This window comes from Mesorhizobium sp. IMUNJ 23232 (assembly GCF_044326205.1).
GTDB lineage: Bacteria > Pseudomonadota > Alphaproteobacteria > Rhizobiales > Rhizobiaceae > Kumtagia.
Genome location: NZ_JBIRCY010000004.1, coordinates 95105 through 119216, shown reverse-complemented (window position 1 = coordinate 119216; position 24112 = coordinate 95105). Strand labels below are relative to the sequence as shown.

The 24112-nt window shown below is 63.8% G+C and carries 19 protein-coding genes; 14 read left to right on the top strand and 5 right to left on the bottom strand.

All coding sequences use genetic code 11. The features are described from left to right. Positions 1-191: 191 nt before the first annotated feature. Together clpX and ACH196_RS04200 are read left to right on the top strand one after the other, a co-directional pair. Positions 192-1463 carry an ATP-dependent Clp protease ATP-binding subunit ClpX gene (gene clpX / locus ACH196_RS04205; RefSeq protein WP_396645178.1) on the top strand — a complete coding sequence of 424 codons (1272 nt, stop codon included), beginning with the start codon at positions 192-194 and terminating at the stop codon, positions 1461-1463. Positions 1464-1794: 331 nt separating this feature from the next. Further along, positions 1795-3258 carry a calcium-binding protein gene (locus ACH196_RS04200; RefSeq protein ID WP_396645177.1) on the top strand — a complete coding sequence of 488 codons (1464 nt, stop codon included), beginning with the start codon at positions 1795-1797 and terminating at the stop codon, positions 3256-3258. Positions 3259-3265: 7 nt separating this feature from the next. On the opposite strand, the gene ACH196_RS04195 is transcribed toward ACH196_RS04200, so the two are convergent. Then, complete coding sequence (locus tag ACH196_RS04195; protein WP_396645176.1) at positions 3266-4576, bottom strand: DUF1513 domain-containing protein; 1311 nt, start codon at positions 4574-4576, stop codon at positions 3266-3268. 328 nt (positions 4577-4904) lie between these two features. Between ACH196_RS04195 and lon the strand changes: the two genes are divergently transcribed. After that, on the top strand, positions 4905-7319 hold the full coding sequence (gene lon, locus ACH196_RS04190; protein ID WP_396645175.1) for an endopeptidase La: 2415 nt from the start codon (positions 4905-4907) through the stop codon (positions 7317-7319). 196 nt (positions 7320-7515) lie between these two features. Continuing rightward, positions 7516-7788, top strand: coding sequence for a DNA-binding protein HupB (gene hupB / locus ACH196_RS04185; RefSeq protein WP_396645174.1), 273 nt, complete (start codon positions 7516-7518; stop codon positions 7786-7788). 271 nt (positions 7789-8059) lie between these two features. Here the strand turns inward: hupB and ACH196_RS04180 are convergent, their stop codons facing one another. Then, on the bottom strand, positions 8060-8353 hold the full coding sequence (locus tag ACH196_RS04180) for a hypothetical protein (protein WP_396645173.1): 294 nt from the start codon (positions 8351-8353) through the stop codon (positions 8060-8062). Positions 8354-8600: 247 nt separating this feature from the next. On the opposite strand from ACH196_RS04180, the gene ACH196_RS04175 reads away from it, so the two are divergent. Continuing rightward, positions 8601-9413: a tetratricopeptide repeat protein gene (locus ACH196_RS04175; RefSeq protein ID WP_396645171.1), complete on the top strand. Its 813-nt coding sequence runs from the start codon at positions 8601-8603 to the stop codon at positions 9411-9413. Positions 9414-9423: 10 nt separating this feature from the next. Here ACH196_RS04175 and xth read toward each other — a convergent pair whose 3' ends face one another. After that, positions 9424-10206 carry an exodeoxyribonuclease III gene (gene xth, locus ACH196_RS04170; RefSeq protein WP_396645169.1) on the bottom strand — a complete coding sequence of 261 codons (783 nt, stop codon included), beginning with the start codon at positions 10204-10206 and terminating at the stop codon, positions 9424-9426. 226 nt (positions 10207-10432) lie between these two features. After that, the gene (locus ACH196_RS04165; protein WP_396645168.1) at positions 10433-11341 is read right to left on the bottom strand and encodes a DMT family transporter; all 909 of its coding nucleotides are present in this window, start codon (positions 11339-11341) and stop codon (positions 10433-10435) included. 235 nt (positions 11342-11576) lie between these two features. Here ACH196_RS04165 and ACH196_RS04160 point away from each other — a divergent pair, with 235 nt between their 5' ends. Then, the gene (locus ACH196_RS04160) at positions 11577-13193 is read left to right on the top strand and encodes an adenylate/guanylate cyclase domain-containing protein (protein ID WP_396645166.1); all 1617 of its coding nucleotides are present in this window, start codon (positions 11577-11579) and stop codon (positions 13191-13193) included. 4 nt (positions 13194-13197) lie between these two features. Here ACH196_RS04160 and erpA read toward each other — a convergent pair whose 3' ends face one another. Next, positions 13198-13545, bottom strand: a complete 348-nt coding sequence (erpA, locus tag ACH196_RS04155) for an iron-sulfur cluster insertion protein ErpA (protein WP_396645165.1) — start codon at positions 13543-13545, stop codon at positions 13198-13200. 71 nt (positions 13546-13616) lie between these two features. Between erpA and ACH196_RS04150 the strand changes: the two genes are divergently transcribed. From ACH196_RS04150 to ACH196_RS04115, 8 genes are all read left to right on the top strand, one after another. Beyond that, entirely contained in the window at positions 13617-14834 is a 1218-nt protein-coding gene (locus ACH196_RS04150; RefSeq protein ID WP_396645164.1) for a deoxyguanosinetriphosphate triphosphohydrolase, read from the top strand. Between the two features lie 61 nt (positions 14835-14895). Then, complete coding sequence (gene argS / locus ACH196_RS04145) at positions 14896-16653, top strand: arginine--tRNA ligase (RefSeq protein ID WP_396645163.1); 1758 nt, start codon at positions 14896-14898, stop codon at positions 16651-16653. Between the two features lie 106 nt (positions 16654-16759). Then, a complete protein-coding gene (locus ACH196_RS04140; protein WP_396645162.1) occupies positions 16760-19987 on the top strand; it encodes an SPOR domain-containing protein in 3228 nt (1075 codons plus the stop codon). A gap of 109 nt (positions 19988-20096) precedes the next feature. Beyond that, a complete protein-coding gene (gene nagZ / locus ACH196_RS04135; protein WP_396645160.1) occupies positions 20097-21116 on the top strand; it encodes a beta-N-acetylhexosaminidase in 1020 nt (339 codons plus the stop codon). Positions 21117-21177: 61 nt separating this feature from the next. Next, positions 21178-21978, top strand: a complete 801-nt coding sequence (locus ACH196_RS04130; RefSeq protein WP_396645381.1) for a segregation and condensation protein A — start codon at positions 21178-21180, stop codon at positions 21976-21978. Continuing rightward, the gene (gene scpB, locus ACH196_RS04125; protein WP_396645159.1) at positions 21975-22703 is read left to right on the top strand and encodes an SMC-Scp complex subunit ScpB; all 729 of its coding nucleotides are present in this window, start codon (positions 21975-21977) and stop codon (positions 22701-22703) included. Before ACH196_RS04130 ends, scpB begins: the two co-directional genes overlap by 4 nt. 30 nt (positions 22704-22733) lie before the next feature. After that, positions 22734-23840, top strand: coding sequence for an ABC transporter ATP-binding protein (locus ACH196_RS04120; protein ID WP_396645157.1), 1107 nt, complete (start codon positions 22734-22736; stop codon positions 23838-23840). A 35-nt stretch (positions 23841-23875) separates the two neighbouring features. After that, on the top strand, positions 23876-24109 hold the full coding sequence (locus ACH196_RS04115) for a twin-arginine translocase TatA/TatE family subunit (RefSeq protein WP_396645156.1): 234 nt from the start codon (positions 23876-23878) through the stop codon (positions 24107-24109). Positions 24110-24112: the final 3 nt, after the last annotated feature.

Below are 24112 nucleotides of genomic sequence, written 5' to 3'. Positions count from 1 at the left end.
CCTATGTTGAGTTTCGACGGCTTAGCTTCGCATGGGATTAGCGGGACGGCAGCCGCGCCTTCTGGGATGAGTTTCTTGCGGAAGCCGCGTATGCGCCAAACCGCTGGCGTTGGGGCGTTTCCGCGGCTAATACTCGATGCTGACGCTTGGCTGCTTCGCCGGCGAGGCGGCACTAAAAGGACTTGGATATTATGAGCAAGGTCAGTTCCGGCGGCGGCGACTCCAAGAACACGCTGTACTGCTCGTTCTGCGGCAAAAGCCAGCACGAGGTGCGCAAGCTGATCGCCGGCCCGACGGTCTTCATATGCGACGAATGCGTCGAACTCTGCATGGACATCATCCGCGAGGAGAACAAGACCTCGATGGTGAAGTCGCGCGAGGGCGTGCCTACACCGCAGGAGATATTGAAGGTTCTTGACGATTATGTGATCGGCCAGCCCTACGCTAAGCGCGTGCTGTCGGTCGCCGTCCACAACCACTACAAGCGGCTGGCGCATGCCACCAAGAACAATGACGTCGAATTGGCGAAGTCGAACATCCTTCTGATCGGCCCGACCGGCTGCGGCAAGACGCTGCTCGCCCAGACGCTGGCCCGCATCATCGACGTGCCCTTCACCATGGCCGATGCCACGACGCTGACCGAAGCTGGCTATGTCGGCGAGGATGTCGAGAACATCATCCTCAAGCTGCTGCAGTCGGCCGACTACAATGTCGAGCGGGCGCAGCGCGGCATTGTCTACATCGACGAGATCGACAAGATTTCGCGCAAGTCCGACAACCCGTCGATCACCCGCGACGTGTCGGGCGAGGGCGTGCAGCAGGCGCTGCTGAAGATCATGGAAGGCACAGTCGCTTCGGTTCCTCCCCAGGGTGGCAGGAAGCATCCGCAGCAGGAGTTCCTGCAAGTCGACACCGCCAACATCCTGTTCATCTGCGGCGGCGCCTTTGCAGGCCTCGACAAGATCATCTCGGATCGCGGCCGGAAAACCTCGATCGGCTTCAGCGCAACGGTCGCTTCGCCGGAAGACCGGCGCACGGGCGCGGTGTTCCGCCTGGTCGAGCCGGAAGACCTGCTGAAATTCGGCCTGATCCCGGAATTCGTCGGCCGCCTGCCGGTGCTGGCAACGCTCGAAGACCTGGACGAGCCTGCGCTCATCCAGATCCTGACCGAGCCGAAGAATGCACTGGTCAAGCAGTACCAGCGGCTGTTCGAGATGGAGAATGTCGAACTGACGTTCCACGAGAACGCACTGTCGGCAATCGCGAAGCGCGCCATCGAGCGCAAGACCGGTGCGCGCGGTCTGCGTTCCATCATGGAAGCGATCCTGCTCGACACGATGTTCGAGCTTCCGGCGCTGGAAGGCGTGCAGGAAGTGGTGATTTCGGAAGAAGTGGTGACCGGCAGCGCCCGGCCGCTCTACATCTATTCCGAGCAGAAGGAAAAGAAGGGCGCCACCGCCTGACGGACTGGAGCTTTCCGAATTTTTGACGGCGCCTTCGGGCGCCGTTTTGCTTTGGAGTGCCTGCTGCCTTGCGGATGCGGCTTATATGCCGCAACACTTTGCCGCCGCGAAGTCCGCCCGGCAGCACTTCTTCGAAGCCGACAGAGGCCCGCGGCAAATCGGCCCCGGTTCGGTGACATTCGCCTGACGCGTCGCCATCGTCTCGATACAATTGCCGTGCAAGTTTGCAATACTGTGTGACCGACCTTCCAATTTTGTGTCGGAGTTTTGCAGAAACCACGTATCGGGCCGCGACAGCGTGGTCTCGTCCAATCTAAGCCGGAGGAAAACCATGCCGACCGTCAACCAGATCGCTGATTCCGATGTCCTCGGGCTTGGCGGCATGTTGAGCTTTCAACTTACCCAGGCTGCGCAGAAGGAAGCGGGCAGCAACATCCTGTTCAAGACCGCGACCGGCTTCGTCTGGGGCCGCGCCGACGCGACCGGCTCGCCCGGTGAATTCGACATCCGCCCCGGCGGCATAGTCGTCAAGGGCACCAACATTACCTACGGCGCCGATGGATTGCCGAACGGCGGCACGATCACGTCGGTCAGCGTCATCCTAGACGGGACAGCCCAGGGGAATGTCGTCACCTCCTCGTCGCTGTTCGACATCACCGGCCTTGCCATTGATGGCATCACCTTCCGCAATTCGTTCATCACCGCCTTCCTGACCGGCAATTCGGTGCCGATCGAGAACATCTTTTTCGTGCTGCCCTGGACCTATAACGGCAGCGCCAACGGCGACTTCTTCCACGGCAAGAACCTGGCCGACACCATCTTTGGCAATGACGGCAACGATGAACTGTTCGGCGCGGGCGGTAACAACAAGCTGTTCGGCGGCGCCGGCGACGATTTCCTGCGCGGAGGCGGTTCTGGTGCCGACTATCTGAGCGGTGGTTTCGGCATCGACGTGGCGGACTATTCGGATTCGGGAACCGACGTCACCGTCAGCCTGACCGATCCAACGCTCAACACCGGCAATGCCGCCGGCGACACTTACAATTCGATCGAGAATCTGCGCGGCTCGACCCTGAACGACACGCTCTTCGGCAATGCCGGGGCGAACCGGATCGATGGCAATCTCGGTTCCGACACGTTGAAAGGTCTTGCCGGCAACGACCGCCTCGCCGGCGGTTCGGGCGATGACGTGTTGATCGGCGGGACCGGCGCCGATGAGCTGGACGGCAGCGACGGCAATGACACCGCCTCCTATGCCGAGGCGACCGCTGGTGTCGGCGCCAGTCTGGCCAATCCGTCCGCCAACCTCGGCGAGGCGAAGGGCGACACCTATTTCGGGGTGGAGAACCTGACGGGCAGCAACTTTGCCGACCAGCTTTTCGGCGACAACAGCGTAAATGTCATAGCCGGGGGAGGGGGCAACGACATGATCAAGGGCTATGGCGGCAAGGATGTGGTAAGCGGCGGCGCCGGGCAGGACATCTTCATCTTCAACTCGAAGCTGAACGCCACCACAAATGTCGACGCCATCACCGACTATAATGTCGCGGACGACACCATACACGTCGACAATCAGTTCTTCACCGCGCTGACGACGCTCGGCACGCTGTCAGCTTCGGCCTTCAAGAACATGGATGCCGCGGCGATCGATGCGAACGACCGCATCATCTACAAGCAGAGCACCGGCAACCTCTACTACGACGCCGACGGCTCCGGCACGGGCTTCGCGGCGATCAAGCTTGCCACGATCACCAACAACGCGATCCTGACCAACGCAGATTTCGTTGTGATCTGAGAGCCGGCTACGCCGATGTGATGTGGCTGTGGCCGAAGAACATCGGATAGCGGCAGAGTTCTCGCACCAGCCGGTGCGAGCCGCGCTCGAACACGAACATGTTCTCCCAATGACCGGTGACGGCATAGTGTGCGCCGTCCGGCAGCAGCGTGATTCCGCAGGGATAGCGCATGCCGAAGGTGCGGGTGTCGAGGCGCTCTATGATGTTGCCGGTGGCGCCGTCGAAGACCATGAGCTGATGGGTGCTGGGATAACTCGCCAGTACCTGGTCATGGCGTTCGTCGTAGCGGATGGACAGCCCGTGGCGCATCAGCCTGTTGGCGGCGCGGTCGCCCATCTTACCGAGCGTCTTGCGGGAGGCGTCATATTTCAGCGTCGCCACCGGCATGTAGTTCTGGCCGGGTTCGGTCGTCATGTCGGCCTCATAGGCGACGTTGTCTTCCGCGTGGATGCGCGCATCTTCCCGGTCGCTGCCGTACAGTGCCTGGATCGCGAAGATGCGGTCGAGGTTGCCAACGGCAAGGTGACGCAATTCGACCTTGCCGCGCCCGGTCTTGCGCTTGTCGACCAGCTTGCCGCTCGACAGTTCGACGACCGTGATCGATGCCTCGACGACGGTGCGTGGCACTGTATGGGCGCCCGTCTTGGCCGAAACAGTGGAACCGTAGTTGGCCGCGACAATGTATTTCCCGTCCGTGGTCAGTCTTATGTCATGCGGGTCGATGCCATGGGTCGAATAGCTCTCGGCGATCTTGAGCGTCCTGGGGTCGCGGATGCTCAGGCGTCCGTAGTGCGCCTCGGGCTTGCCGCGATAGACAGCAGTGGGCGCCCGTTCGGACATCACCACCGTCCTGCCGCCGTCGAGGAAGACGGCATGGCCGCCGCCGTTCCAGCCGTCTTTGAACGACGGCGCAAGGGCAGCCATCTCCAGCGTTTCGGGATCGAACGCGGTATGGTTGCGCCCGTCCATCGAGCACAAAACGCCGATCGATCGGTCAGGCGCGACTTCGACATCATGAGCGGCAACCGGCAGAAGCGTTTGCCGTATCGAGCCGTCGAAGCCGATGCGCGTCAGCATCTTCTGCAGGCCGTCCGTATCCGGAAGGTCGCGGTTGAAGCGCTGGTTGCTAGACACCGGCTTTCCGTTGGCGAGCGCATGTTCAGGATAGTAGCCCGGAACATAGACGGCGACATTTTTGAGCCTGCGCGGGACGCCGCCCGGCTTCGGTGCACCCGGCGCGGCCGCCGTCGCCGGCGCAGCAGCGGCGAGGCCGAGCAGGGCGCCGCCAGTCAGCAGTCCACGGCGATCGATTTTCACAGGACGACCGTTTCGGCGCGAGGAACGCAGCGCTCAACACGGGGAAGGAACATGCTCTTGAAACTCTGGATTGCCACCCTCGACGGACTGGAGTGTCGCGGAAGACGCGGTTGCGATCAAGTCGAAAGCTTGTAGGCTTGAGCCGGCCATGATGGCTGCGTGCACGCCCTTGATCTTTTGTCGGCGCAACGCCAACTAACACGGTGAAGCAAGGGGCATCCTTCCGTGCTAACAAGCCCGCACCATTCGGCAATAGGCGGAAAGGCTTGCGCCCGCTAGAATAAGATTCGCGGTTGGCTGAACGCGGCCGCGGAAGAAAGGTTTTAAAATGGCCAAACTACCCCGCACACCCGGCAATGGCGTCTACGCAGTCCTCCCGCTGCGCGACATCGTGGTGTTCCCGCACATGATCGTGCCGCTCTTCGTCGGGCGTGAAAAATCGATCAAGGCGCTGGAAGAGGTGATGGGCGCCGAGAAGCAGATTCTCCTCGCCACCCAGATGAACGCCGCCGACGACGATCCGGAGGCCGATGCGATCTACGACATCGGCACATTGGCCAACGTCCTGCAGTTGCTCAAGCTGCCCGACGGCACCGTCAAGGTGCTGGTCGAAGGCACGTCGCGTGCCAGGATCGCGAGTTTCACGGAGCGCACCGAATTCCACGAGGCACGCGCCAATGTGCTTGAGGAGCCGGCCGAGGAAGAGATCGAGATCGAGGCGCTGTCGCGTTCGGTGATCTCCGACTTCGAGAACTATGTGAAGCTGAACAAGAAGATCTCGCCCGAAGTGGTCGGCGCTGCCAGCCAGATCGACGATTTCTCGAAACTTGCCGACACGGTCGCTTCGCATCTCGCCATCAAGATCCCCGAGAAGCAGGAAATGCTCGCCACCCTCTCCGTCAAGGAGCGGCTGGAGAAGGCGATGGGCTTCATGGAAGCCGAGATTTCCGTCCTGCAGGTCGAGAAGAGAATCCGCTCGCGTGTAAAACGCCAGATGGAGAAGACGCAGCGCGAATATTACCTCAACGAGCAGATGAAGGCGATCCAGAAAGAGCTCGGCGAGGGCGAGGACGGCCGCGACGAGGCCGCCGAGATCGAGGCGCGCATCAAGAAGACAAAACTCTCCAAGGAGGCCCGCGAGAAGGCGGAAGCCGAATTGAAGAAGCTGCGTTCGATGTCGCCTATGTCGGCCGAGTCGACGGTGGTGCGCAACTACCTCGACTGGCTGTTGTCGATCCCGTGGCAGAGGAACTCGAAGGTCAAGCAGGACCTGAACTACGCGCAGGAAGTGCTCGACGCGGATCATTTCGGCCTCGACAAGGTCAAGGACCGCATCGTCGAATACCTCGCCGTGCAGAGCCGCCAGAAGAAGCTGAAGGGCCCGATCCTGTGCCTTGTCGGCCCTCCCGGTGTCGGCAAGACCTCGCTCGGCAAGTCGATCGCCAAGGCGACCGGCCGCGAGTTCATCCGGATGGCGCTGGGCGGCGTGCGTGACGAGGCTGAGATACGCGGCCACCGGCGGACCTATATCGGCTCGATGCCCGGCAAGGTCATCCAGTCGATGAAGAAGGCGAAAAAATCCAATCCGCTCTTCCTGCTCGATGAGATCGACAAGATGGGCCAGGATTTCCGCGGCGATCCGTCGTCGGCGCTGCTGGAGGTGCTCGACCCGGAACAGAACTCGACGTTCATGGACCATTACCTCGAGGTCGAATACGACCTGTCGAGCGTGATGTTCGTGACGACCGCCAATACGCTGAATATCCCTGCACCCTTGATGGACCGCATGGAGATCATCCGTATCGCCGGCTACACCGAGGACGAGAAGGTCGAGATCGCCAAGCGGCACCTGATGCCGAAGGTTGCGCGCGACCATGCGCTTCAGCCGAAGGAGTTCTCGGTCGCCGACGAGGCCATCCGTGCCATCATCCAGACCTACACGCGGGAAGCCGGCGTGCGCAGCCTGGAGCGCGAGCTGATGAAGCTCGGGCGAAAGGCGGTCACGGAGATCATCAAGACCAAGAAGAAGTCGGTGAAGATCACGGCGAAGAACCTCGAGGACTATCTCGGCGTTCCGCGCTTCCGGTTCGGTATGGCGGAATCGGACGATCAGGTCGGCGTGGTCACCGGTCTTGCGTGGACGGAGGTCGGCGGCGAATTGCTGACGATCGAAGGCGTCATGATGCCCGGCAAGGGCAGGATGACGGTTACCGGCAACCTGAAGGACGTGATGAAGGAATCGATCTCGGCGGCGGCGTCCTATGTCCGCTCAAGGGCGATCGACTTCGGCATCGAGCCGCCGCTGTTCGACAAGCGCGACATCCACGTCCACGTTCCGGAAGGCGCTACGCCGAAGGACGGACCGTCGGCGGGCGTCGCCATGGCGACGGCAATCGTCTCCGTACTCACCGGCATCCCGGTGCGGGCTGACATCGCCATGACCGGCGAGATCACGCTGCGCGGTCGTGTGTTGCCGATCGGTGGTCTGAAGGAGAAGCTTCTTGCCGCACTTCGCGGCGGCATCAAGAAGGTGCTGATCCCCGAGGAGAACGCCAAGGATCTGGCCGAGATCCCCGACAATGTGAAGAGCGGCATGGAGATCGTGCCAGTCTCGAGGGTCGGTGAGGTCCTGCGCCACGCGCTGGTCCGCATGCCCGAGCCGATCGAGTGGACGGAGCCCGCGGAAGCCGTTCCGGCCAAGCCGGACGCTGGTGACGATGCGGGTAAGGCGCTTGCCCACTAAATCTTGGGTGGAATGCGTGACTATTGATAAGCCGGGCCTTGCGCCCGGCTTTTTCATGTGACAAACGGCGGAACTCCGGGATTTCTGCCGCGTTGGCGGTGGCCCGGCAGGGAGAGTTGGAACAAGAAACTCCGAAAAAGTCCGTTATCCGGCGGTTGCGTCCCTGGTCCCGGATTTCTCATGGAAGGAACTATTGATGAACAAGAACGAACTGGTTTCCGCGGTTGCAGAGTCGGCCAAGCTTTCCAAGACCGACGCGCAGTCGGCGGTCGAGGCAGTGTTCTCGGTGATCACCGGGGAGTTGAAGACGGGTGGTGACGTGCGTCTCGTCGGCTTCGGTAATTTCAGCGTTTCCAAGCGTGCCGCTTCGACCGGCCGCAACCCGCAGACCGGCGCGGAAGTCAAGATTCCGGCGCGTACCGTGCCGAAGTTCACGGCAGGCAAGGGTCTCAAGGACGCCGTCAACTGAGCCTTTGAAGTGATTTTTGCCGGAGCCGGGCTCGCCCCGGTTCCGGAAAACTGACAACCCCGTCGTTTTCGGCGGGGTTTTGTTTTGTGCAGGCTCCGGCATCGTAACGCCGCCGTCAGTCAGCCAAACCCTTGTCAAGCAACACAATCGGCGCGATTTGTGACGATTCAGCAACAGTTTCTCAAGAAGGACTGGAGTAGAAACGGGCAAGGCAATATTGCCCACTTCCCGCCATAAACCCGGAGCACCCGGAACATGTCTGAGGCGGGGCCTAGGACGACCCGTAGCCGCCGGTGATGCGGCCAGGAAGAGAATGCGCGGTTTTGTACCTTTCAAGTCCTGTCTGGGCGATGGCGCTTCGAGCGCGGCGCAACAGGTTCAGTCGATTCAAAAAGGCACCGACCGAAAATCCCCGATAGCTGGCTATGACGACGCGAGGATTGCAGGCGGGACGCATGTCGCCAGCGCCGGTCGCCGCACTTTGGTCGAATTGGATCGCCATCATCAAATGGTCGATCGGTGTGGCCCGGATGTGGTCCAGGGCCGACTTCGTTTCGGCAGGCATGTCGCGGGTAACGGGCGCGACATTTCAGGGGATTGTGAAGTGCAGTCGGCGGCATTCGGGCGTTTCACCGTCCGGGCCGGCAAGGCTGTCGCGCGGTCCCTTTCGTGTCGGACCGGGGCGCGGGCAAGGAAGATCAGGACGGCAAGCGACCAGCATAAGCAGGTTGTTGCCCGTTGGAACAAAATGTCGGTGGCGAGCGCTATGGTTATGGCGCCTTTTGTCGCCGGGAGTTCAGAAAAAGACTGCAATGCGTAGTTCGTCGGTTGTGAAATCGGGTGTGATGACGGCGCTTTTGGCCGCGGCGGTGTTTGCCGCCGGTCCGGCGCGTGCCTTCGACGAGCGCATTTTCGACGACAAGGGCGAGGTCAAGGCGCAGTCCAACCCGTGGGCGGTCTTCCAGTTCGGCTTCAGCGCTTACAAGAGCGGCCACAAGGAGCAGGCGGTCGAGGCCTACCGCTACGCGGCCGAGAAGGGCCAGCTCGGCGCCACCTGGAAGCTGGCGCGCATGTATGCGGAGGGCGACGGCGTCGACCGCGACGACTACGAGGCCTTCAAGTTCTTCAGCGAAATCGCCGAACAGGACGTCGAGCCCGGCAGCCCCGAGGAAAGCTACATGTCCGACGCGCTGGTGGCGCTGGGCAGCTACTGGCAGAGCGGCATTCCCGGCAGCCCTGTCGAGGCCAATCCGGCGGCGGCGCAGCAATATTACATGCGGGCGGCGGCGAACTACCGCAATCCCAACGCCCAGTTCGAGATGGGCAAGATGTTCCTCAACGGCGACGGCGTGAAGAAGAGCATCAAGCAGGCCGGTCGCTGGTTGCAGCTTGCCGCCGAGAAGGGCCATGCGGGCGCTCAGGCGACGCTCGGCAATCTGCTGTTCCAGAGCGGCAAGGTGGTGCGCGGGCTGGCGATGATGACCGCCGCGCTCGAGCGAGCCCCGGCGACGGACAAGAGCTGGATCCGCGGCATGCAGGAGGAGGCTTTCGCGCTCGCCCCCGAAGCCGACCGCCGCACGGCGATCGCGCTTGCGGAAGATTATCTGACCAAGGGCTCGCAGTAGGCGGGCGGCGTCACGCCGCCAGTTCAATCGCCACCGGCACGTGGTCCGACGGCTTTTCCCACGACCGTACATGCTTTTCGACAGACGCTGAAGCGAGCAGGTTCGCCGCTTCGGGAGACAGCATCTGGAAATCGATGCGGATGCCGTTGTTCTTCTGCCAGGCGCCGGCCTGGTAATCCCAGAAGGTGTAGACATCGTTCGAATCGGTGACGGCGCGCGTGGCGTCGGTGAAGCCGAGATTGACCAGCCGCCGCAGCGCCTGGCGGCTTTCCGGCTGGAACAGCGCGTCGTTCACCCAGGCTTCCGGGTTTTTCGCGTCGCCCGGTTCGGGGATGACGTTGTAGTCGCCGGCCAGCACCAGCGGCTCCTCCAGCGCCAGCCGGTCGCTCGCCCAGCGCTCCAGCCGGTCCATCCAACCGAGCTTGTAGGAAAATTTCTCCGTGCCGATCGGATTGCCGTTGGGCAGGTAGAGCGAGACGACGCGCAGTACGCCCTTCTCCGTCGAGAACACGCCCTCGATGAAACGCGCCTGTTCGTCGGCGTCGTCGCCGGGCAGGCCGCGATTGACCTCGTCGAACTTCAGCTTCGACAGCAGCGCGACGCCGTTGAACCCCTTCTGACCGTGCGTCTCGACCTGGTAGCCGAGCGTCTCGATCTCGGCGCGCGGGAACTGCTCGTCGACCGACTTGATCTCCTGGAGGCAGACGATGTCGGGCGCGCTGTCCCTCAGCCACGAGGTGAGATTGCCGATGCGCGCCCTGACGCCGTTGATGTTCCAGGTGGCGATTTTCATGAATCCCTCACGAGACATGTCTTGATGGCCGAATCGGCGGACAGTGCGACCGGGACCGGGCCATGCGGCAGGTCCGATGCCGCTCCGACTTGATACTGGGGAAGCGGCGTCCTGTCATCCGCAACCCGCCGCTCGACGCAATACTCCCGACAGTTCCGCCCCAAGCCTGAGCCGACGGAGGCGCGCGATCCGACCCGCCTCGGCGGTCTTGGGCCCGGTGCAAATGTCAGGCTGCCGCTGCGGCCTTCTGTTTGCGGCCGGGCAGCGTCATGGCGATGACGCCGGCGATGACGCAGACCAGACCGATGCCGGCAGTGGAGGTGACGGTCTCGCCGAGGAAGATCACGCCGATGCCGACGCCGATCGGCACCCGCAGATAGGCTTGCGCCGTCGTGCCGACCGAACCCAGGGTGTGGATCAGCCGGAAGTAGATCGCGAAGGCCAGTGCTGTTGAGAAGACCGAAAGGCCGAGCAGCGCAAGCAGCGATCCGGAAGACGGACTGAGCGTCCATGGCCTGTCAATTGCGACGCTGAGTGGGATCAGGAGGATCGCGCCGCAGATCATGGCGCCGGCCGCCGGCATCATCGGATCCAGACCCTTGAAATTCTTGCCGAAGATCACCGCTCCGCCGTAGCAGATGCTCGCGGCGACCACGGCAAGCTGCGCCCATAAGTCATTGCCGAGGCCGCTCAGCGCTTGCATGCCGATGATCAGGCAGATGCCGGCCATGCCGGCCGCGACGCCGAACAGTTTTCGCGCCGTTATCTGCTCGTGCCGGGTGATGGCCGCAGTGAGCAGGAAGGCAAAGATCGGCGTCGTCGAGTTGAGGATTGTCGCAAGTCCGGCGTCGACGGTGCGCTCGGCCCAGGCGATCAGCGTGAACGGTATGGCGCTGTTCAGGCAGGCCTGCACGAGGAAGCGTCTCCATGTCGCGGTGTCCCTCGGCAGGCGCAGCCCACGCCACCAAAGCACGGCGAGCAGAATCAAGCCGGCGATCAACGTCCGTGCGGCAATCAGCGTGATCGGCGGGATCGTCTCCACACCGATCTTGATGAATGTGTAGGAAGCGCCCCACAGCGTCGCGAGGGCAAGCAGCAGGGCGAGTTCGATGGAGGTCTTCGGTGTCGTGGGCATGATATCAGGCGTTCCGATGTTGTCCTTCGAAGACTTCTATCGCGGCGCGCTGCCGGGATGTTTCGATCGTGGCCGAACTGTCGGAGGAAGGCGATCAACTTTCCACAATCGCGCCCCGATCGTCGCACGACGATGACAATCTCGTAGCTTGCGGGTCGGCAACGCGCTAGCTTCGACGATTGGCAAGGACTGGTCCAAGGGAACTGCCTGTCTTCGCCACACCCGGGGGTAGATCATGAGCGAAACGGAAAGCCGGGAGGAACCGGGAACGTACCGCCGCGTCTGGCCGGCGGTGGTGGCTGTTATCCTGCTGCTGGTCGCATTGCCGGTCGCGGTGCTGTTCGATCTGCGCGACCTGACCGAGCAACTGTCGCGCCGCCAGGCCAACGACATCAGCAAGATTATCAATGACATCCGCGGTTTCTACGCCAACGACGTGGTGGCGCGGGTTCTGCAGGCCGGCGATACCAAGGTCACGGCTACCGACAATTACCGGGTCACGCCCGGCGCCATCCCGATCCCCGCGACTTTCTCGCTGGAGATCGGCAAGCTGACCAGTTCACGCGACAACACCGTGCGCTACGACTTTCTCTCGGACTATCCCTTCGCCGGGCGCGAGCCCCATATCCTTGATCCGTTCCAGAAGCAGTCGCTGGCGACGTTCCGGCATGATCCGTCGATCCAGACGCTGGAGGATGTCGAGGGTGGCTGGAGCCCGACGGTGCGGGTTGCGGCGCCCATCCGCATGACACAACCTTGCGTCACCTGCCACAACGCGCATCCCGCCAGCCCCAAGCACGACTGGAAGGTCGGTGACGTGCGCGGCATCCAGGCGGTCTCGGTGACCCAGCCGCTGACCGTCGGCTCTCTCGGCTTCCGCTACCTCTTTGTCTATTTCGCCGTGGCTGTCGCCACCGGCATCGCCTTCATCGTCCTGCAATGGCGGCAGGCGCGGCAGCTCAGCCTCGTCAACAACGAGCTCAAGGACGCCAACAATTTCCTCGCCACGGTCTCCTTGAAGATCGCCAAATACTTGTCGCCGGAGATCTACAAAAGCGTGTTCAGCGGCGAACGCGATGTGAAGGTCACGGCGGAACGCAAGAAGCTGACGATCTTCTTCTCGGATATCGTCGACTTCACCGCCACGACCGAGCGCATGCAGCCGGAAGAGCTGACGGCGCTGCTCAATGACTACCTGACGGAAATGTCGCGCATCGCGCTGGCGCATGGCGCGACGGTGGACAAGTTCATCGGCGACGCGATCCTCGCCTTCTTCGGCGACCCGAACACGCTGGGGCCGCGTGAGGACGCCCGCGCCTGCATGCGCATGGCAATCGCCATGCAGGACAGGCTGCGCGAATTGCAGGTGAAGTGGCGCGACCAGGGCATCGAAAAGCCGTTCCAGGTGCGCATGGGCATCAACACCGGCTTCTGCAACGTCGGCAATTTCGGCAGCGAGGACCGCATGGACTATACGATTATCGGCGCCGAGGCCAACCTGGCGGCCCGCCTCCAGGCGATCGCGCCGGCTGGCGGCATCGTACTCTCTTACGAAACCTTCGCGCATGGGAAGGACATGGTCGACGCCCGCCCGATGGAGCAGATCAGCATCAAGGGCATCAGCCGCGCGATCACCCCCTACAAGGTCGACCGCACGCTTGCCGGCGCCGAGGCGTCGGCAACGGTGATCAGCGAGAACGAGGACGGGCTGTCGCTGAAGCTGGATGTTTCAGGACTGGATGCAGCAAAAGCCGCCAGATTGCGTGGAAAACTCCAGGCAGCGCTGGCAGCGCTCGATTCGAAGATGGGGCAGCTATCGTCGGCTCCAGGGCCGGAAAAGGCCGGGGCGTAGGCCCTCAGATCGAAAAACTGGTGCCGCAGCCGCAGGAAGCGACCGCGTTCGGGTTCTTGATCTGGAAAGACTGGCCCATCAAATCATCGACGAAGTCGATGACAGAGCCCCCCATATAGACAAGCGACAGATCGTCGATCAGCACGGTCGCACCGTTCTTCTCAATCGCTACGTCGTCGTGGTTTCGCGCGTCGGTCAGGTCGAATTTGTAGGAAAAACCTGAGCAACCGCCGCCTTCGACCGCGACGCGCAACGCGGTCTTGCCGGGTTCCTTGGCGACGATGGCGGCGATGCGCTTGGCAGCGGCATCCGTCATCTCGACCTTCATCGCAGACTTGGCGTCGGCATTCATAGCGTCACCTTGCGTTCGCTCATGCGCAATAGGTATGAAGCGGGCGGTGGCAAGTCAACCGGCGGCACATCATGGAGCAGGGCGAACTGGGCGATATCGGCTTCGGCTATCGGCCGCGCGCGCCCTGGGCCTGCGATCCCGCGCAAAGCCGGGGGCGGCTGTTCGACGAGGTGGAAAGCCCGACCCGCACGCCATTCCAGCGTGACCGCGACCGGATCATCCACTCCACCGCCTTCCGCCGCCTGAAGCACAAGACCCAGGTGTTTGTCGCCCACGAGGGCGACCATTTTCGCACGCGGCTCACCCATACGATCGAAGTGGCGCAGATCGCCCGGGCGCTGGCGCGTGCCCTGCGCTGCGACGAGGATCTGGCAGAGGCGTTGGCGTTGGTCCACGATTTCGGCCACACGCCGTTTGGCCACACCGGCGAGGATGCGCTCAACGACAAGATGGCGGAATGGGGCGGTTTCGATCACAACGCCCAGTCGCTGCGGGTCGTGACGCGGCTGGAGCGCCGCTACGCCGAGTTCGACGGGCTCAACCTCACCTGGGAGACACTGGAGGGGCTGGTCAAGCACAACGGCCCGCTGCTCGGTCCTGACGGGCAAGGGCTGAAAGGCCCGGTGCCGCGCACCATCCTCGACTACAACGTGCTGCACGACCTTGAACTCGGCCGCTACGCCAGCCTGGAAGCCCAGTGCGCGGCGATTGCCGACGACATCGCCTACAACACCCATGATATCGACGATGGCTTGCGTGCTGGCCTGCTGACGCTCGGCATGCTCAGCGAGGTGTCGCTGCCCGCCCGTCTGCTGGATGAGGTGCGAAATCTCTATCCGGCGCTCGACGCGGTCCGCACCGGCCACGAGTTGATGCGCCGGCAGATCACCCGGATGGTCGAGGACGTGATCGCCACCGCCAGCCGCAACCTCGCCGAGATCAAACCCGACAGCGCCGACGCGGTGCGCGGCGCGGGCCGCGCCATCGTCGCCTTCTCGCCGGACATGGCGCCGGAGGAGAAGGAGCTGAAAGCCTTTCTGTTCAAGCATATGTACCGGCATCCGGAAGTGGTGCGGGTGCGCGTCGAGGCCGACCGCATCGTTCGAAAACTCTTCGATACCTACTACGCCGATCCGCGCGCCATGCCCGACGGGTGGCGCGAGGGGCTCGACCGTGCCGAGCCGCGCGTCAAGGCGCGCCATGTCGCTGATTTTCTCGCTGGAATGACCGACACCTACGCCATCAAGGAGTACGAGCGCTTGTTTGACCAGGCGCCCGATTTGCGATAGGGCAGGCGCGTTTCCGGCCGGCAACAGCCCGCCGCGTGCGGCATTTTCCAGGACTAAAGTGATGAACGTTTTTGCCGACTTCAACGATCGGATCAAGAGGGTTGTTGAAAACCTTGAATTGAAAAGCACTATCGGTGCGCCGCTTGACCTGTCGCGTGTCGCTGTCGAGCCGCCGCGCGACGCCAGCCATGGTGACCTGGCGACCAACGCCGCCATGGTGCTGGCCAAGGCAGCCGGGCAAAACCCGCGCGCGCTGGCCGAAACCATCGCCGCCGGCCTGCGCGCCGACCCGGATGTGGCCGAGGCCTCGGTCGCCGGCCCCGGCTTTGTCAACCTGCGGCTGCACGATGGCTACTGGCAGAACTATCTCGCCCGCCTGATCGAACTCGGCGTTGATTTCGGTCGTTCCACGATGGGCAAGGGCAGCAAGGTCAATGTCGAATATGTCTCGGCCAACCCAACCGGCCCGATGCATGTCGGCCATTGCCGCGGCGCGGTTGTCGGCGACACGCTGGCGAACCTGCTGGCCTTCACCGGCCATGACGTCACCAAGGAATATCTGATCAACGACGCCGGCGCGCAGATCGACGTGCTGGCGCGCTCGGTGCTTTTGCGCTACCGCGAGGCGCTCGGCGAGGAGATCGGCGAGATCCCCTCCGGCCTTTATCCCGGCGACTATCTCGTGCCGCTCGGCAAGCAGCTTGCCGCCGACTATGGTGACGGCCTGCTGAAAATGCCGGACGACGAGGCGATGGCGATCGTCAAGGACCGGTCGATCGACGCCATGATGGACATGATCCGCGAGGACCTGGCGCTGCTGAACGTCCATCACGAGGTGTTCTTCTCCGAGCGTTCCCTGCACGCCGACAACGCCAAGGCGATCCGCACGGCGATTGCCGAGCTGACGATGGCCGGCCACATCTACAAGGGCAAGTTGCCGCCACCCAAAGGCGAGAAGCCGGACGACTGGGAGGACCGCGAGCAGACCCTGTTCCGCTCGACCGCCGTTGGCGACGACATCGACCGCCCGCTGGTGAAGTCCGATGGGCAGTTCACCTATTTTGCCGCCGACGTCGCCTATCTCAAGGACAAGGTGCGGCGCGGCTTCGACCACACCATCTTCGTGCTCGGCGCCGACCATGGCGGCTATGTCAAGCGCATGGAGGCGCTGGCGCGCGCCGTCGGCGGCAACAGCCTGAAACTCACCGTGCTGCTTTGCCAGTTGGTAAAACTTTACCGGAACGGCGAGCCGGTGCGCATGTCGAAACGCTCGGGCGATTTCGTCACCTTGCGCGAGGTGGTGGAGGAGGTCGGCCGCGACCCGATCCGTTTCATGATGCTCTACCGCAAGAACGACGCGTCGCTGGATTTCGATTTCGCCAAGGTGACGGAGCAGTCGAAGGACAATCCGGTATTCTACGTGCAATACGCCTCTGCGCGCTGCCACTCGGTGTTCCGGCAGGCGACGGAGCAGCTTGGCGAGGTCGACGCCAGCCGGGCCGCGCTGACGAAGGACGTGGCAATGCTGTCCGACGAGAGCGAGATCGCGCTGGTCCGCAAGCTTGCCGAATACCCGCGGCTGATCGAGTCGGCTGCACAGTCATTGGAACCGCATCGGCTGGCATTTTACCTCTACGATCTGGCCAGCGCCTTCCATGCACAGTGGAATCGCGGCAACGAAAATATAGACTTACGGTTTGTTAAGGTTACCGACCGACAATTGACGCATGCCAGGCTCGGACTGGTCCAGGCGGTCTTGGACGTCATCACATCCGGACTGGGACTGATCGGAGCCGAAGCGCCAAGCGAGATGCGCTAGCAAAAAGGGGCCGCATACCGGCCACCGTTTGCCCACATTACGCTGGTATTGCGCGGCATTGCGTGGCGCCGTTCGCGTCGAGTTGTGTCGAAGTTCGGGATTTATAATGGCAGACAAAGCAAACCTGAAGATCGCCGCCCAGCCAGCAATCTCGGATGACGATCCTTTCGCGGAACTGACCCGCATCATGGGTTTCGACCCGCGCCAGCCGGTGAAGCCGGCCTCCATCGCAAAGCCGGCGAAGCCGGTCGAGCCCGCCAACGATGTTTTCAGCGAGACCGATCTCAGTCTCGACCTCGAGCGCGAGCTGATGGGCGACCTTGCGGACAACGAGGCACTGGCACCCGCCGTCGCTGCCGACCAGATCCCCGAGGCGTTTGCCGAGGAAGCGCCTGCGGCTTCCACGGAAGAGCCATCCGCGCCGGTTGCCGAGCAGCCGGAATATGACGAAGTCGCGGAAATGCATGCCAGGATCGCCGAAGCCGAGGCCGCCCATGCGGCGCGCGCTGCACAGCAGGCGCCGCCTGCCGAGCAGCCTTGGTTCCGTCCGATGGAAGCCGAGGATAATGCAGCTTCGGTTGAAGCCGAGGACGATGCGGCTCCTGTCGAAGTGGTGGCCGAGCAAGCCGATGAAGCCGAAATGTCGCTTGCCGAGGCCGAGATGTATGCCCCGGCCGAGCCCGAGATGCCGGCGAATGGCGAGGTTGAGCTTCCCGAGACCGCGCAGGCTTTGAGTGCGGAAGTCCCGGAAGACGTTGAGCCGGAACAGGCGGCTGCTCTGGAGCAGCCGGAAGCGGCGATCGAGTTCGCTGCTGAAACGGACGCCGAGGCAGCGCCGGAAATGGCTGCCGATGCGTCGCCGTCCGAATGGAATCTCGACCAGCACCTCGACACGGCCGTGGCCGAGCAGCGACAGCCAGGAGCCGAATACGAGGCGCATTCCGTCGAGGCGGCCGAAGTCGAGCCGGAACCGGCCCATGCAAATGCGCAAGACTTCGACCCGATCGATTTCGAACCGGTCGGGCACGAAGCACCCCAAGCGGCTGTTGCCGAAGCTCAGGAAATCGCGCCCGAGCACGGGTTGGAAGCAAGCCTGGAGCAGGAACTGAATGCCTTGCTCGGCAATGAGGCTCAGCCGGCTCGGGCTGCCGCTGATGTCCGCTACGAAGAACCGGCCCAGGCTCTTCCGGCCTATGAGCCGGAGGAAGAAGTCTTCGCGTCGCCGGAAGCTTCGTTTGATGATGAGGGCGAGGTGGCGCCTGCCGTCGATCATTACGCTCCCGCGTCGGTTCAGGCGCTGCCAGTCTATGACGAGGCCGAGGAACACAGCGACGATCAGGCCTACGGCACGAGACCGATTGACCTTGCGAATCACCATGGGCAAGTTTGGCAATCGAGTTCTGTCAAGCCCGTGACGCAAGCCACGGAAGACGATCTCGACAGTTTGTTCGACGATCAGGCCTTCGAAGCAGCGATAACCAATGCGGTCACCCGGGCGGATGTGGAGTCGCTTCAGAGCGAACCCGCTACCCGGCGGATGGAGGAATCGGAGGATTCCATGCCTCGGGATGGACACGATCCATATGCGGCGCTGGCCGCCCTCTCGGCGGATCTCAAGTCCGGCCGTTCGTGGCAGGACGCGGCGGTCAAGCCGGCCGAAGCCAATCCCTATACCCCGCCGCAGGTCGCCTTCGCCGGCTATCGCCCCGCCGCATCGGCGCCCGGTGTAGCGCGGCCGGAAATGCCCGACATCGAGACGGTGGACGTTCCCGAGCAGGCCGTCGCGCTGGCCGACGATCTGGATCTCCCCGAGCTTGCCTTCGAGGACGAGCCCACGCTCGCCCCGCGCTACGACGACATCGATGCCGAGTTCTCGCATTTGCTTCAGGACATGAACGTCCGCGGTGCTGAACCGGCCCCGGTGGCACAGGCTCAGTCCAGCAACTACAGCGCTGCCAGCTATCACAGCGACTATTTCGATGATCGTCCGGCTGTCGTGGCAGGTGCAGCCGTCGCGGCCACCGCAGCGGCCCGGCCGGCTTTGGCCGGCGACTATGACGAAGTCTATTCGGATGCGCCGAGAGCGGTGGCCGGGCAGGGCGCTCGGGCCGGGCAGCAACCCGAGTTGACCGACATGGAATTCGCCTACGATCCGGACCTCGACGAGGAGATCGCCGGCCCCGCCTATACGCAGCTTCCCGAGCGTCCACGCCCGCGCCGTGGCCTCATGGTCGCGGCCATCGTCGGCGGCGTCGCTCTGCTGGGTGGCGTGGCGGCATTCGCCTTGTCGTTCGGCGACGGCAAGGGCTCGGAGGAAGTCGCACTGGTCAAGGCCGATCCTTCGCCGGTCAAGGTCAAGCCCGAGAACCCCGGCGGCACGACGATCCCGAACCAGGACAGCAAGGTCTATGATTCGGTTGCCGGCGCCGATGCGCCGACCGCGCCGACGCAGGAGAAGCTGCTTTCCAGCGCCGAGGAACCGGTCGACATGCCGACCACCGAGGATGAACCGGTGGAATCGCCGATGTCGGCAATGGAAGAGGCGTCGGACGGACAGCCTGCCGCGGTCGACAACACACCGACCGCCGGCCCGGTCGTTACCGATGCCGCCACGCCGGCCGCCGATACTCCCGCGCCGAAGGGCGAGGATCGCGTCGAGCAGGCGGTGCAGGACCCCGGCGTCGACAAAAGTGTCGAGGTTGCCGCCGTGGCGCCGCGCAAGGTGCGCACTATGATCGTCAAGGCTGACGGCACGTTGGTCGCCCGTGAGGAGCCGGCGCCCGCCGCCGATCAGCCGGTGACGTCCGCGTCGGAAGGCATCGTAGATCCGGTCGCCTCCACGGCGAAGCCGGCAGGCGAGGGTGCCGACACGACTTCGACGGTGCCTGCTGCCGAGGCCGATCCGGCGCAGCCAGCGCCCGCCTCTGCCAAGCCCGCAGCTTCCGAGCCGGCCGCCGCCGAGCCGCGCGCTGCCGGCGCGACGCCGAACCAGGCTCCTATTGCGCCGACGCGTCCCTCCGACCAGCCGGTCGATATCGTCGGCGAGGTCAAGCCGCAGCAGGTCGCTGCACTCAGCCCGGCCGCCTCCGCCGGCTCCTGGGCCATGCAGATCGCCTCGCAGCCGACCGAAGCTGCCGCGCAGTCCAGCTATCAGGACCTCGCGCGCCGTTACGGCAAGGTGCTCAACGGCAAGCAGGCCACCATCGTCAAGGCCGAGATCGCCGGAAAAGGTACCTTCTGGCGCGTCCGCGTGCCGGCCGGCAGCCGCAACGACGCGATCAAGCTGTGCGAGAGCTACAAGGCCGCCGGCGGAAGCTGCTTCGTCTCCAAATAGTGTTCTGGCCGCCGTCGCGGCCGGAAAATCGATCTCAAAAGACCGGTGCGGCAAGCCTCGCGCCGGTTTTTTGATTCATCCCGAGACCGATACAGGGTAGAAATCTGACATGACCGAATCGAAAGCCATGATCCTCGGCTGCGCCGGGAAATCCCTCACCGAGGACGAGATCCGGTTTTATCGCGACGAGCGGCCGTGGGGTTTTATCCTGTTCGCCCGCAACATCGGCGAGCCGCAGCAGATATCCGACCTTGTGGCGTCGATGCGCGATACGGTTGGGCGGCCCGAGGCTCCGGTTTTCATCGACCAGGAAGGCGGGCGGGTCCAACGCCTGCGTCCGCCGATCGCGCCCAATTATCCGGCAGGCGCCTCTGTCGGCGCGCTCTATCGCGAAGACCGAGAGGCTGGCCTGCGTGCCGCCTGGCTGTTGGCGCGGCTGCACGCCTTCGATCTCCTGCGTTTCGGCATCACCGCCGACTGCCTGCCGGTGCTCGACGTGCCGATCGAGGGCGCCAGCGACGTCATCGGTTCGCGGGCCTATGGCAAGGACCCGGATACGGTCGCCGCTCTTGGCGGCGCCGCGGCAGAAGGCCTGCTCTCCGGCGGTGTGCTGCCGGTCATGAAGCATATGCCCGGTCATGGCCGGGCTTTTTCCGACACGCATTTCGAGTTGCCGACCGTCGATACGCCGCTCGAGGACCTGCGCCGGCACGATTTCGCGCCGTTCAAGACGCTGAACCATCTGCCGATCGGCATGACCGCGCATGTCGTCTATTCCGCGATCGACCCGAGCGCTCCGGCGACGACGTCGGAAAAAGTCGTAAGCCGGATCATCCGCGGCGAGATCGGCTTCGACGGCCTGCTCGTCAGCGACGATACCTCGATGAAGGCGCTTTCTGGGGATTTCCCCGAGAAAGCCGCCGCGATCCTTGCGGCCGGCGTCGACATCGTTCTTCACTGCAACGGCGTCATGCAGGAAATGTCCGGCATCGCCTCGCGCACGCAACCGCTCGCCAGCAAGTCGCTGGAGCGTGCCGAGCGGGCGTTGAACTACGTCAAGGATCGCGACCAGGTCGCCGAAACAGAAGTGCGCGCCGAGTTCGCGCGCTATTTCGAGGCGGTGGCCTAGGACATCAGAAAGGACGGCGTTGGCCGCATCAGGAGAGCAGAAGGGCGCGAAACCCATCCCGATGGACCGCCTGTGGGCGGAGCCGGCGGATGACCGCGCCACCGGCGACCCGGCCTTGGTGGTCGACGTCGCCGGCTTCGAGGGGCCGCTCGACCTCTTGCTGCATCTCGCGCGCAACCAGAAGGTCGACCTGTCGCGCATCTCCGTGCTGGCGCTGGCGGAACAATATCTCGCCTTCATCGACCACGCGCGCACGATCCGCCTGGAACTCGCCGCCGACTATCTCGTCATGGCCGCGTGGCTCGCCTTCCTCAAGTCGAAGCTGCTGATCCCCAAGCAGGCCAATGACAATGGCGAGAGCGGCGAGGAACTCGCGGCCGTGCTGCAGTTCCGCCTCAAGCGGCTGGAGGCGATGCGCGACGCGGCCGCGCGGCTGGTCAATCGCAACCGCCTTGGCCGCGACGTATTTGCGCGCGGCCAGCCGGAACTCGTCATCGTCGAGAAACGCAATCAGTACACCGCCAGCCTCTACGATCTGCTGACCGCCTACGCCATCCAGCGCCAGCGGCAGGCCGTCACCAATGTGCGCATCGCCAAGCGCGGCGTCTGGTCGCTCAAGGAAGCCCGCGACATCCTTACCCGCCTGATCGGGAGTTTTAAGGACTGGACGGCGCTCGACCGCTACCTCGTCGACTATCTGACGACGCCGGAGGAGCGGGCGACCGCGCTCGCCAGTTCTTTCGCCGCCACTCTTGAAATGGTGCGCGAGGGCCAGATCGAGGTGCGCCAGGAGACGGCCTTCGCGCCGCTCTACCTGCGCGGCCGGCAGGCGGCAGCCATCGTCGCGGGAACGGCATCATGAGCGAAAGCGCCAACGCAAAGATCATTCCGTTTTCGGGGGAGGGGCATGAGAACCTCAATCCCGCCGAGCGGCTGCACCTGTCCGAGGCGATGCGCATGGCGGAGGCCATCGTCTTCGCCAGCGCCGAGCCGGTCAGCGAGGCGCAGCTTGCCCAGCGCCTGCCGGACGGCATCGCCGTGCCGCTCATCATGGCGGAACTGCAGCAGGTCTATTCGAAGCGCGGCGTCAACCTCGTGAAGGTCGGCCCGGCCTGGGCCTTCCGCACGGCGCCCGACCTCGCCTTCATGATGACCCGCGACCAGGTCCAGCAGCGCAAGCTGTCGCGCGCGGCCCTCGAGGTGCTGGCGATCATCGCCTACCACCAGCCGGTGACGCGTGCCGAGATCGAGGACATACGCGGTGTCGAGACCTCGAAGGGCACGCTGGACACACTGCTGGAGACCGAATGGGTGCGCATGCGTGGCCGCCGCCGCACGCCGGGCCGCCCGGTCACCTATGGCACGACCGACGGGTTCCTCGACCATTTCGGGCTGGCGGAGATTCGCGATCTGCCCGGTATCGAAGAATTGAAGGGCGCCGGCTTGCTTGCCGCCCGCATGCCCGCCAACTTCTCCGTGCCGCTGCCGCCCGCCGATCCGGAGGAACTGACCGAGGACGAGGATCCGCTGACCGACATCGACCTCGAGGAACTCGGCCTGTTGACACCCCGCGCCACGGATGATTGACCGTTTCCCATCGGGAAAGGGTCAGTCGCGTTGACGATCGAAGAGGCGGGCAAGGTCAATCGCAGGACGGCGGGTGTCACTTTTGCCGCGCGCCTTGTCTTCGAAGACATCTGCCATTCCTTCGCGCTGGGTTCCGAGACGTTGCGCGATGTGTCGCTGGCGGCTGAGCCCGGAGAAGTGCTCTGCCTGCTCGGTCCTTCCGGCTCCGGCAAGACCACGCTGTTGCGCATCGCCGCCGGCATCGAGCCGCAGACCACAGGCCGCGTGCTGCTCAACGGCCGCGAGATCGCTGGGCCGTCCATATTCCTGCCGCCGGAAAAGCGCTCGATCGGTCTGGTCTTCCAGGATTTCGCGCTGTTCCCGCACATGACGATTCTGGACAATGTCCGCTTCGGGCTGACCGCGCTGTCGCGCGACGAGGCGCGCGATGCGGCGATGATCGCGCTGTCGCGCGTCGGGCTGGAAACCTACGCCGCCTCCTATCCGCACGTGCTGTCCGGCGGCGAGCAGCAGCGCGTGGCGCTGGCCCGCGCGCTCGCTCCGCGCCCGGCGGTGCTTTTGATGGACGAGCCGTTCTCCGGCCTCGATTCGCGTCTGAAGGATTCGGTGCGCGCCGAGACGCTGGCCATCCTGCGCGAGAGCCGCGCCACGGCGATCGTGGTGACCCACGACGCCGAGGAGGCGATGCGCATGGGTGACCGCATCGCCCTGCTGAAGGACGGACGCCTGGTGCAGGCCGGCAGGGCGGAGGACCTCTATCTCCGGCCCACCGACCTTTTTGTTGCCGGCTTCTTTTCCGAATTGAATGTTTTTTCGGGCCGCGTGCGCGGTGGTACGGTCGACACCTCGCTGGGCGCCATCGATGCAAACGGCCTCGCCGACGGCGCCGAAGCCACCGTCGCGGTGCGGACAACGGGCTTCGACGTCAGCGAAAACCAGGGAAATACGGAGGCGCGCATCCTGTCACGACGCTATCTCGGCGTCGTCGAACTGCTCGAACTGGCGGTTCCCGGCGCCGAATCGCCGGTCCGGGCGCGGGTGCGCTGCGGCGCTTTGTCGGCCAGGGCACGCGATATCTGGCTTTCCCTGCGCAAATCGGATGTACTTCTGTTTGAAACGCGGCGCGAAAGCGCATAGATCAGTCTCAGGAAATCGCTTCGAGAGAGTTTGACATGGGTTCCTTTTCGATATGGCACTGGCTCATCGTGCTGGTGGTCGTGCTGCTGCTGTTCGGCCGCGGCAAGATTCCTGAGCTGATGGGCGACATGGCCAAGGGCATCAAGAGCTTCAAGAAGGGCATGTCCGACGAGGACGCCGAGACCGCGAACGGAGCCGACCCCAAGACCGTCGAGCATCGCGCGGACGAGACCGTCGCCTCCGCCCGGGAAAAAGCCACCAAGAGCTGAGCC

Coding starts and splice junctions, on each gene's coding strand:
- xth (WP_396645169.1), bottom strand. CDS start 10,206: ATGAAAATCGCCACCTGGAACATCAACGGCGTCAGGGCGCGCATCGGC.
- ACH196_RS04175 (WP_396645171.1), top strand. CDS start 8,601: ATGCGTAGTTCGTCGGTTGTGAAATCGGGTGTGATGACGGCGCTTTTG.
- ACH196_RS04200 (WP_396645177.1), top strand. CDS start 1,795: ATGCCGACCGTCAACCAGATCGCTGATTCCGATGTCCTCGGGCTTGGC.
- ACH196_RS04140 (WP_396645162.1), top strand. CDS start 16,760: ATGGCAGACAAAGCAAACCTGAAGATCGCCGCCCAGCCAGCAATCTCG.
- ACH196_RS04130 (WP_396645381.1), top strand. CDS start 21,178: ATGGACCGCCTGTGGGCGGAGCCGGCGGATGACCGCGCCACCGGCGAC.
- ACH196_RS04115 (WP_396645156.1), top strand. CDS start 23,876: ATGGGTTCCTTTTCGATATGGCACTGGCTCATCGTGCTGGTGGTCGTG.
- ACH196_RS04165 (WP_396645168.1), bottom strand. CDS start 11,341: ATGCCCACGACACCGAAGACCTCCATCGAACTCGCCCTGCTGCTTGCC.
- scpB (WP_396645159.1), top strand. CDS start 21,975: ATGAGCGAAAGCGCCAACGCAAAGATCATTCCGTTTTCGGGGGAGGGG.
- erpA (WP_396645165.1), bottom strand. CDS start 13,545: ATGAATGCCGACGCCAAGTCTGCGATGAAGGTCGAGATGACGGATGCC.
- ACH196_RS04180 (WP_396645173.1), bottom strand. CDS start 8,353: ATGCCTGCCGAAACGAAGTCGGCCCTGGACCACATCCGGGCCACACCG.
- hupB (WP_396645174.1), top strand. CDS start 7,516: ATGAACAAGAACGAACTGGTTTCCGCGGTTGCAGAGTCGGCCAAGCTT.
- argS (WP_396645163.1), top strand. CDS start 14,896: ATGAACGTTTTTGCCGACTTCAACGATCGGATCAAGAGGGTTGTTGAA.
- lon (WP_396645175.1), top strand. CDS start 4,905: ATGGCCAAACTACCCCGCACACCCGGCAATGGCGTCTACGCAGTCCTC.
- ACH196_RS04150 (WP_396645164.1), top strand. CDS start 13,617: ATGGAGCAGGGCGAACTGGGCGATATCGGCTTCGGCTATCGGCCGCGC.
- ACH196_RS04160 (WP_396645166.1), top strand. CDS start 11,577: ATGAGCGAAACGGAAAGCCGGGAGGAACCGGGAACGTACCGCCGCGTC.
- clpX (WP_396645178.1), top strand. CDS start 192: ATGAGCAAGGTCAGTTCCGGCGGCGGCGACTCCAAGAACACGCTGTAC.
- nagZ (WP_396645160.1), top strand. CDS start 20,097: ATGACCGAATCGAAAGCCATGATCCTCGGCTGCGCCGGGAAATCCCTC.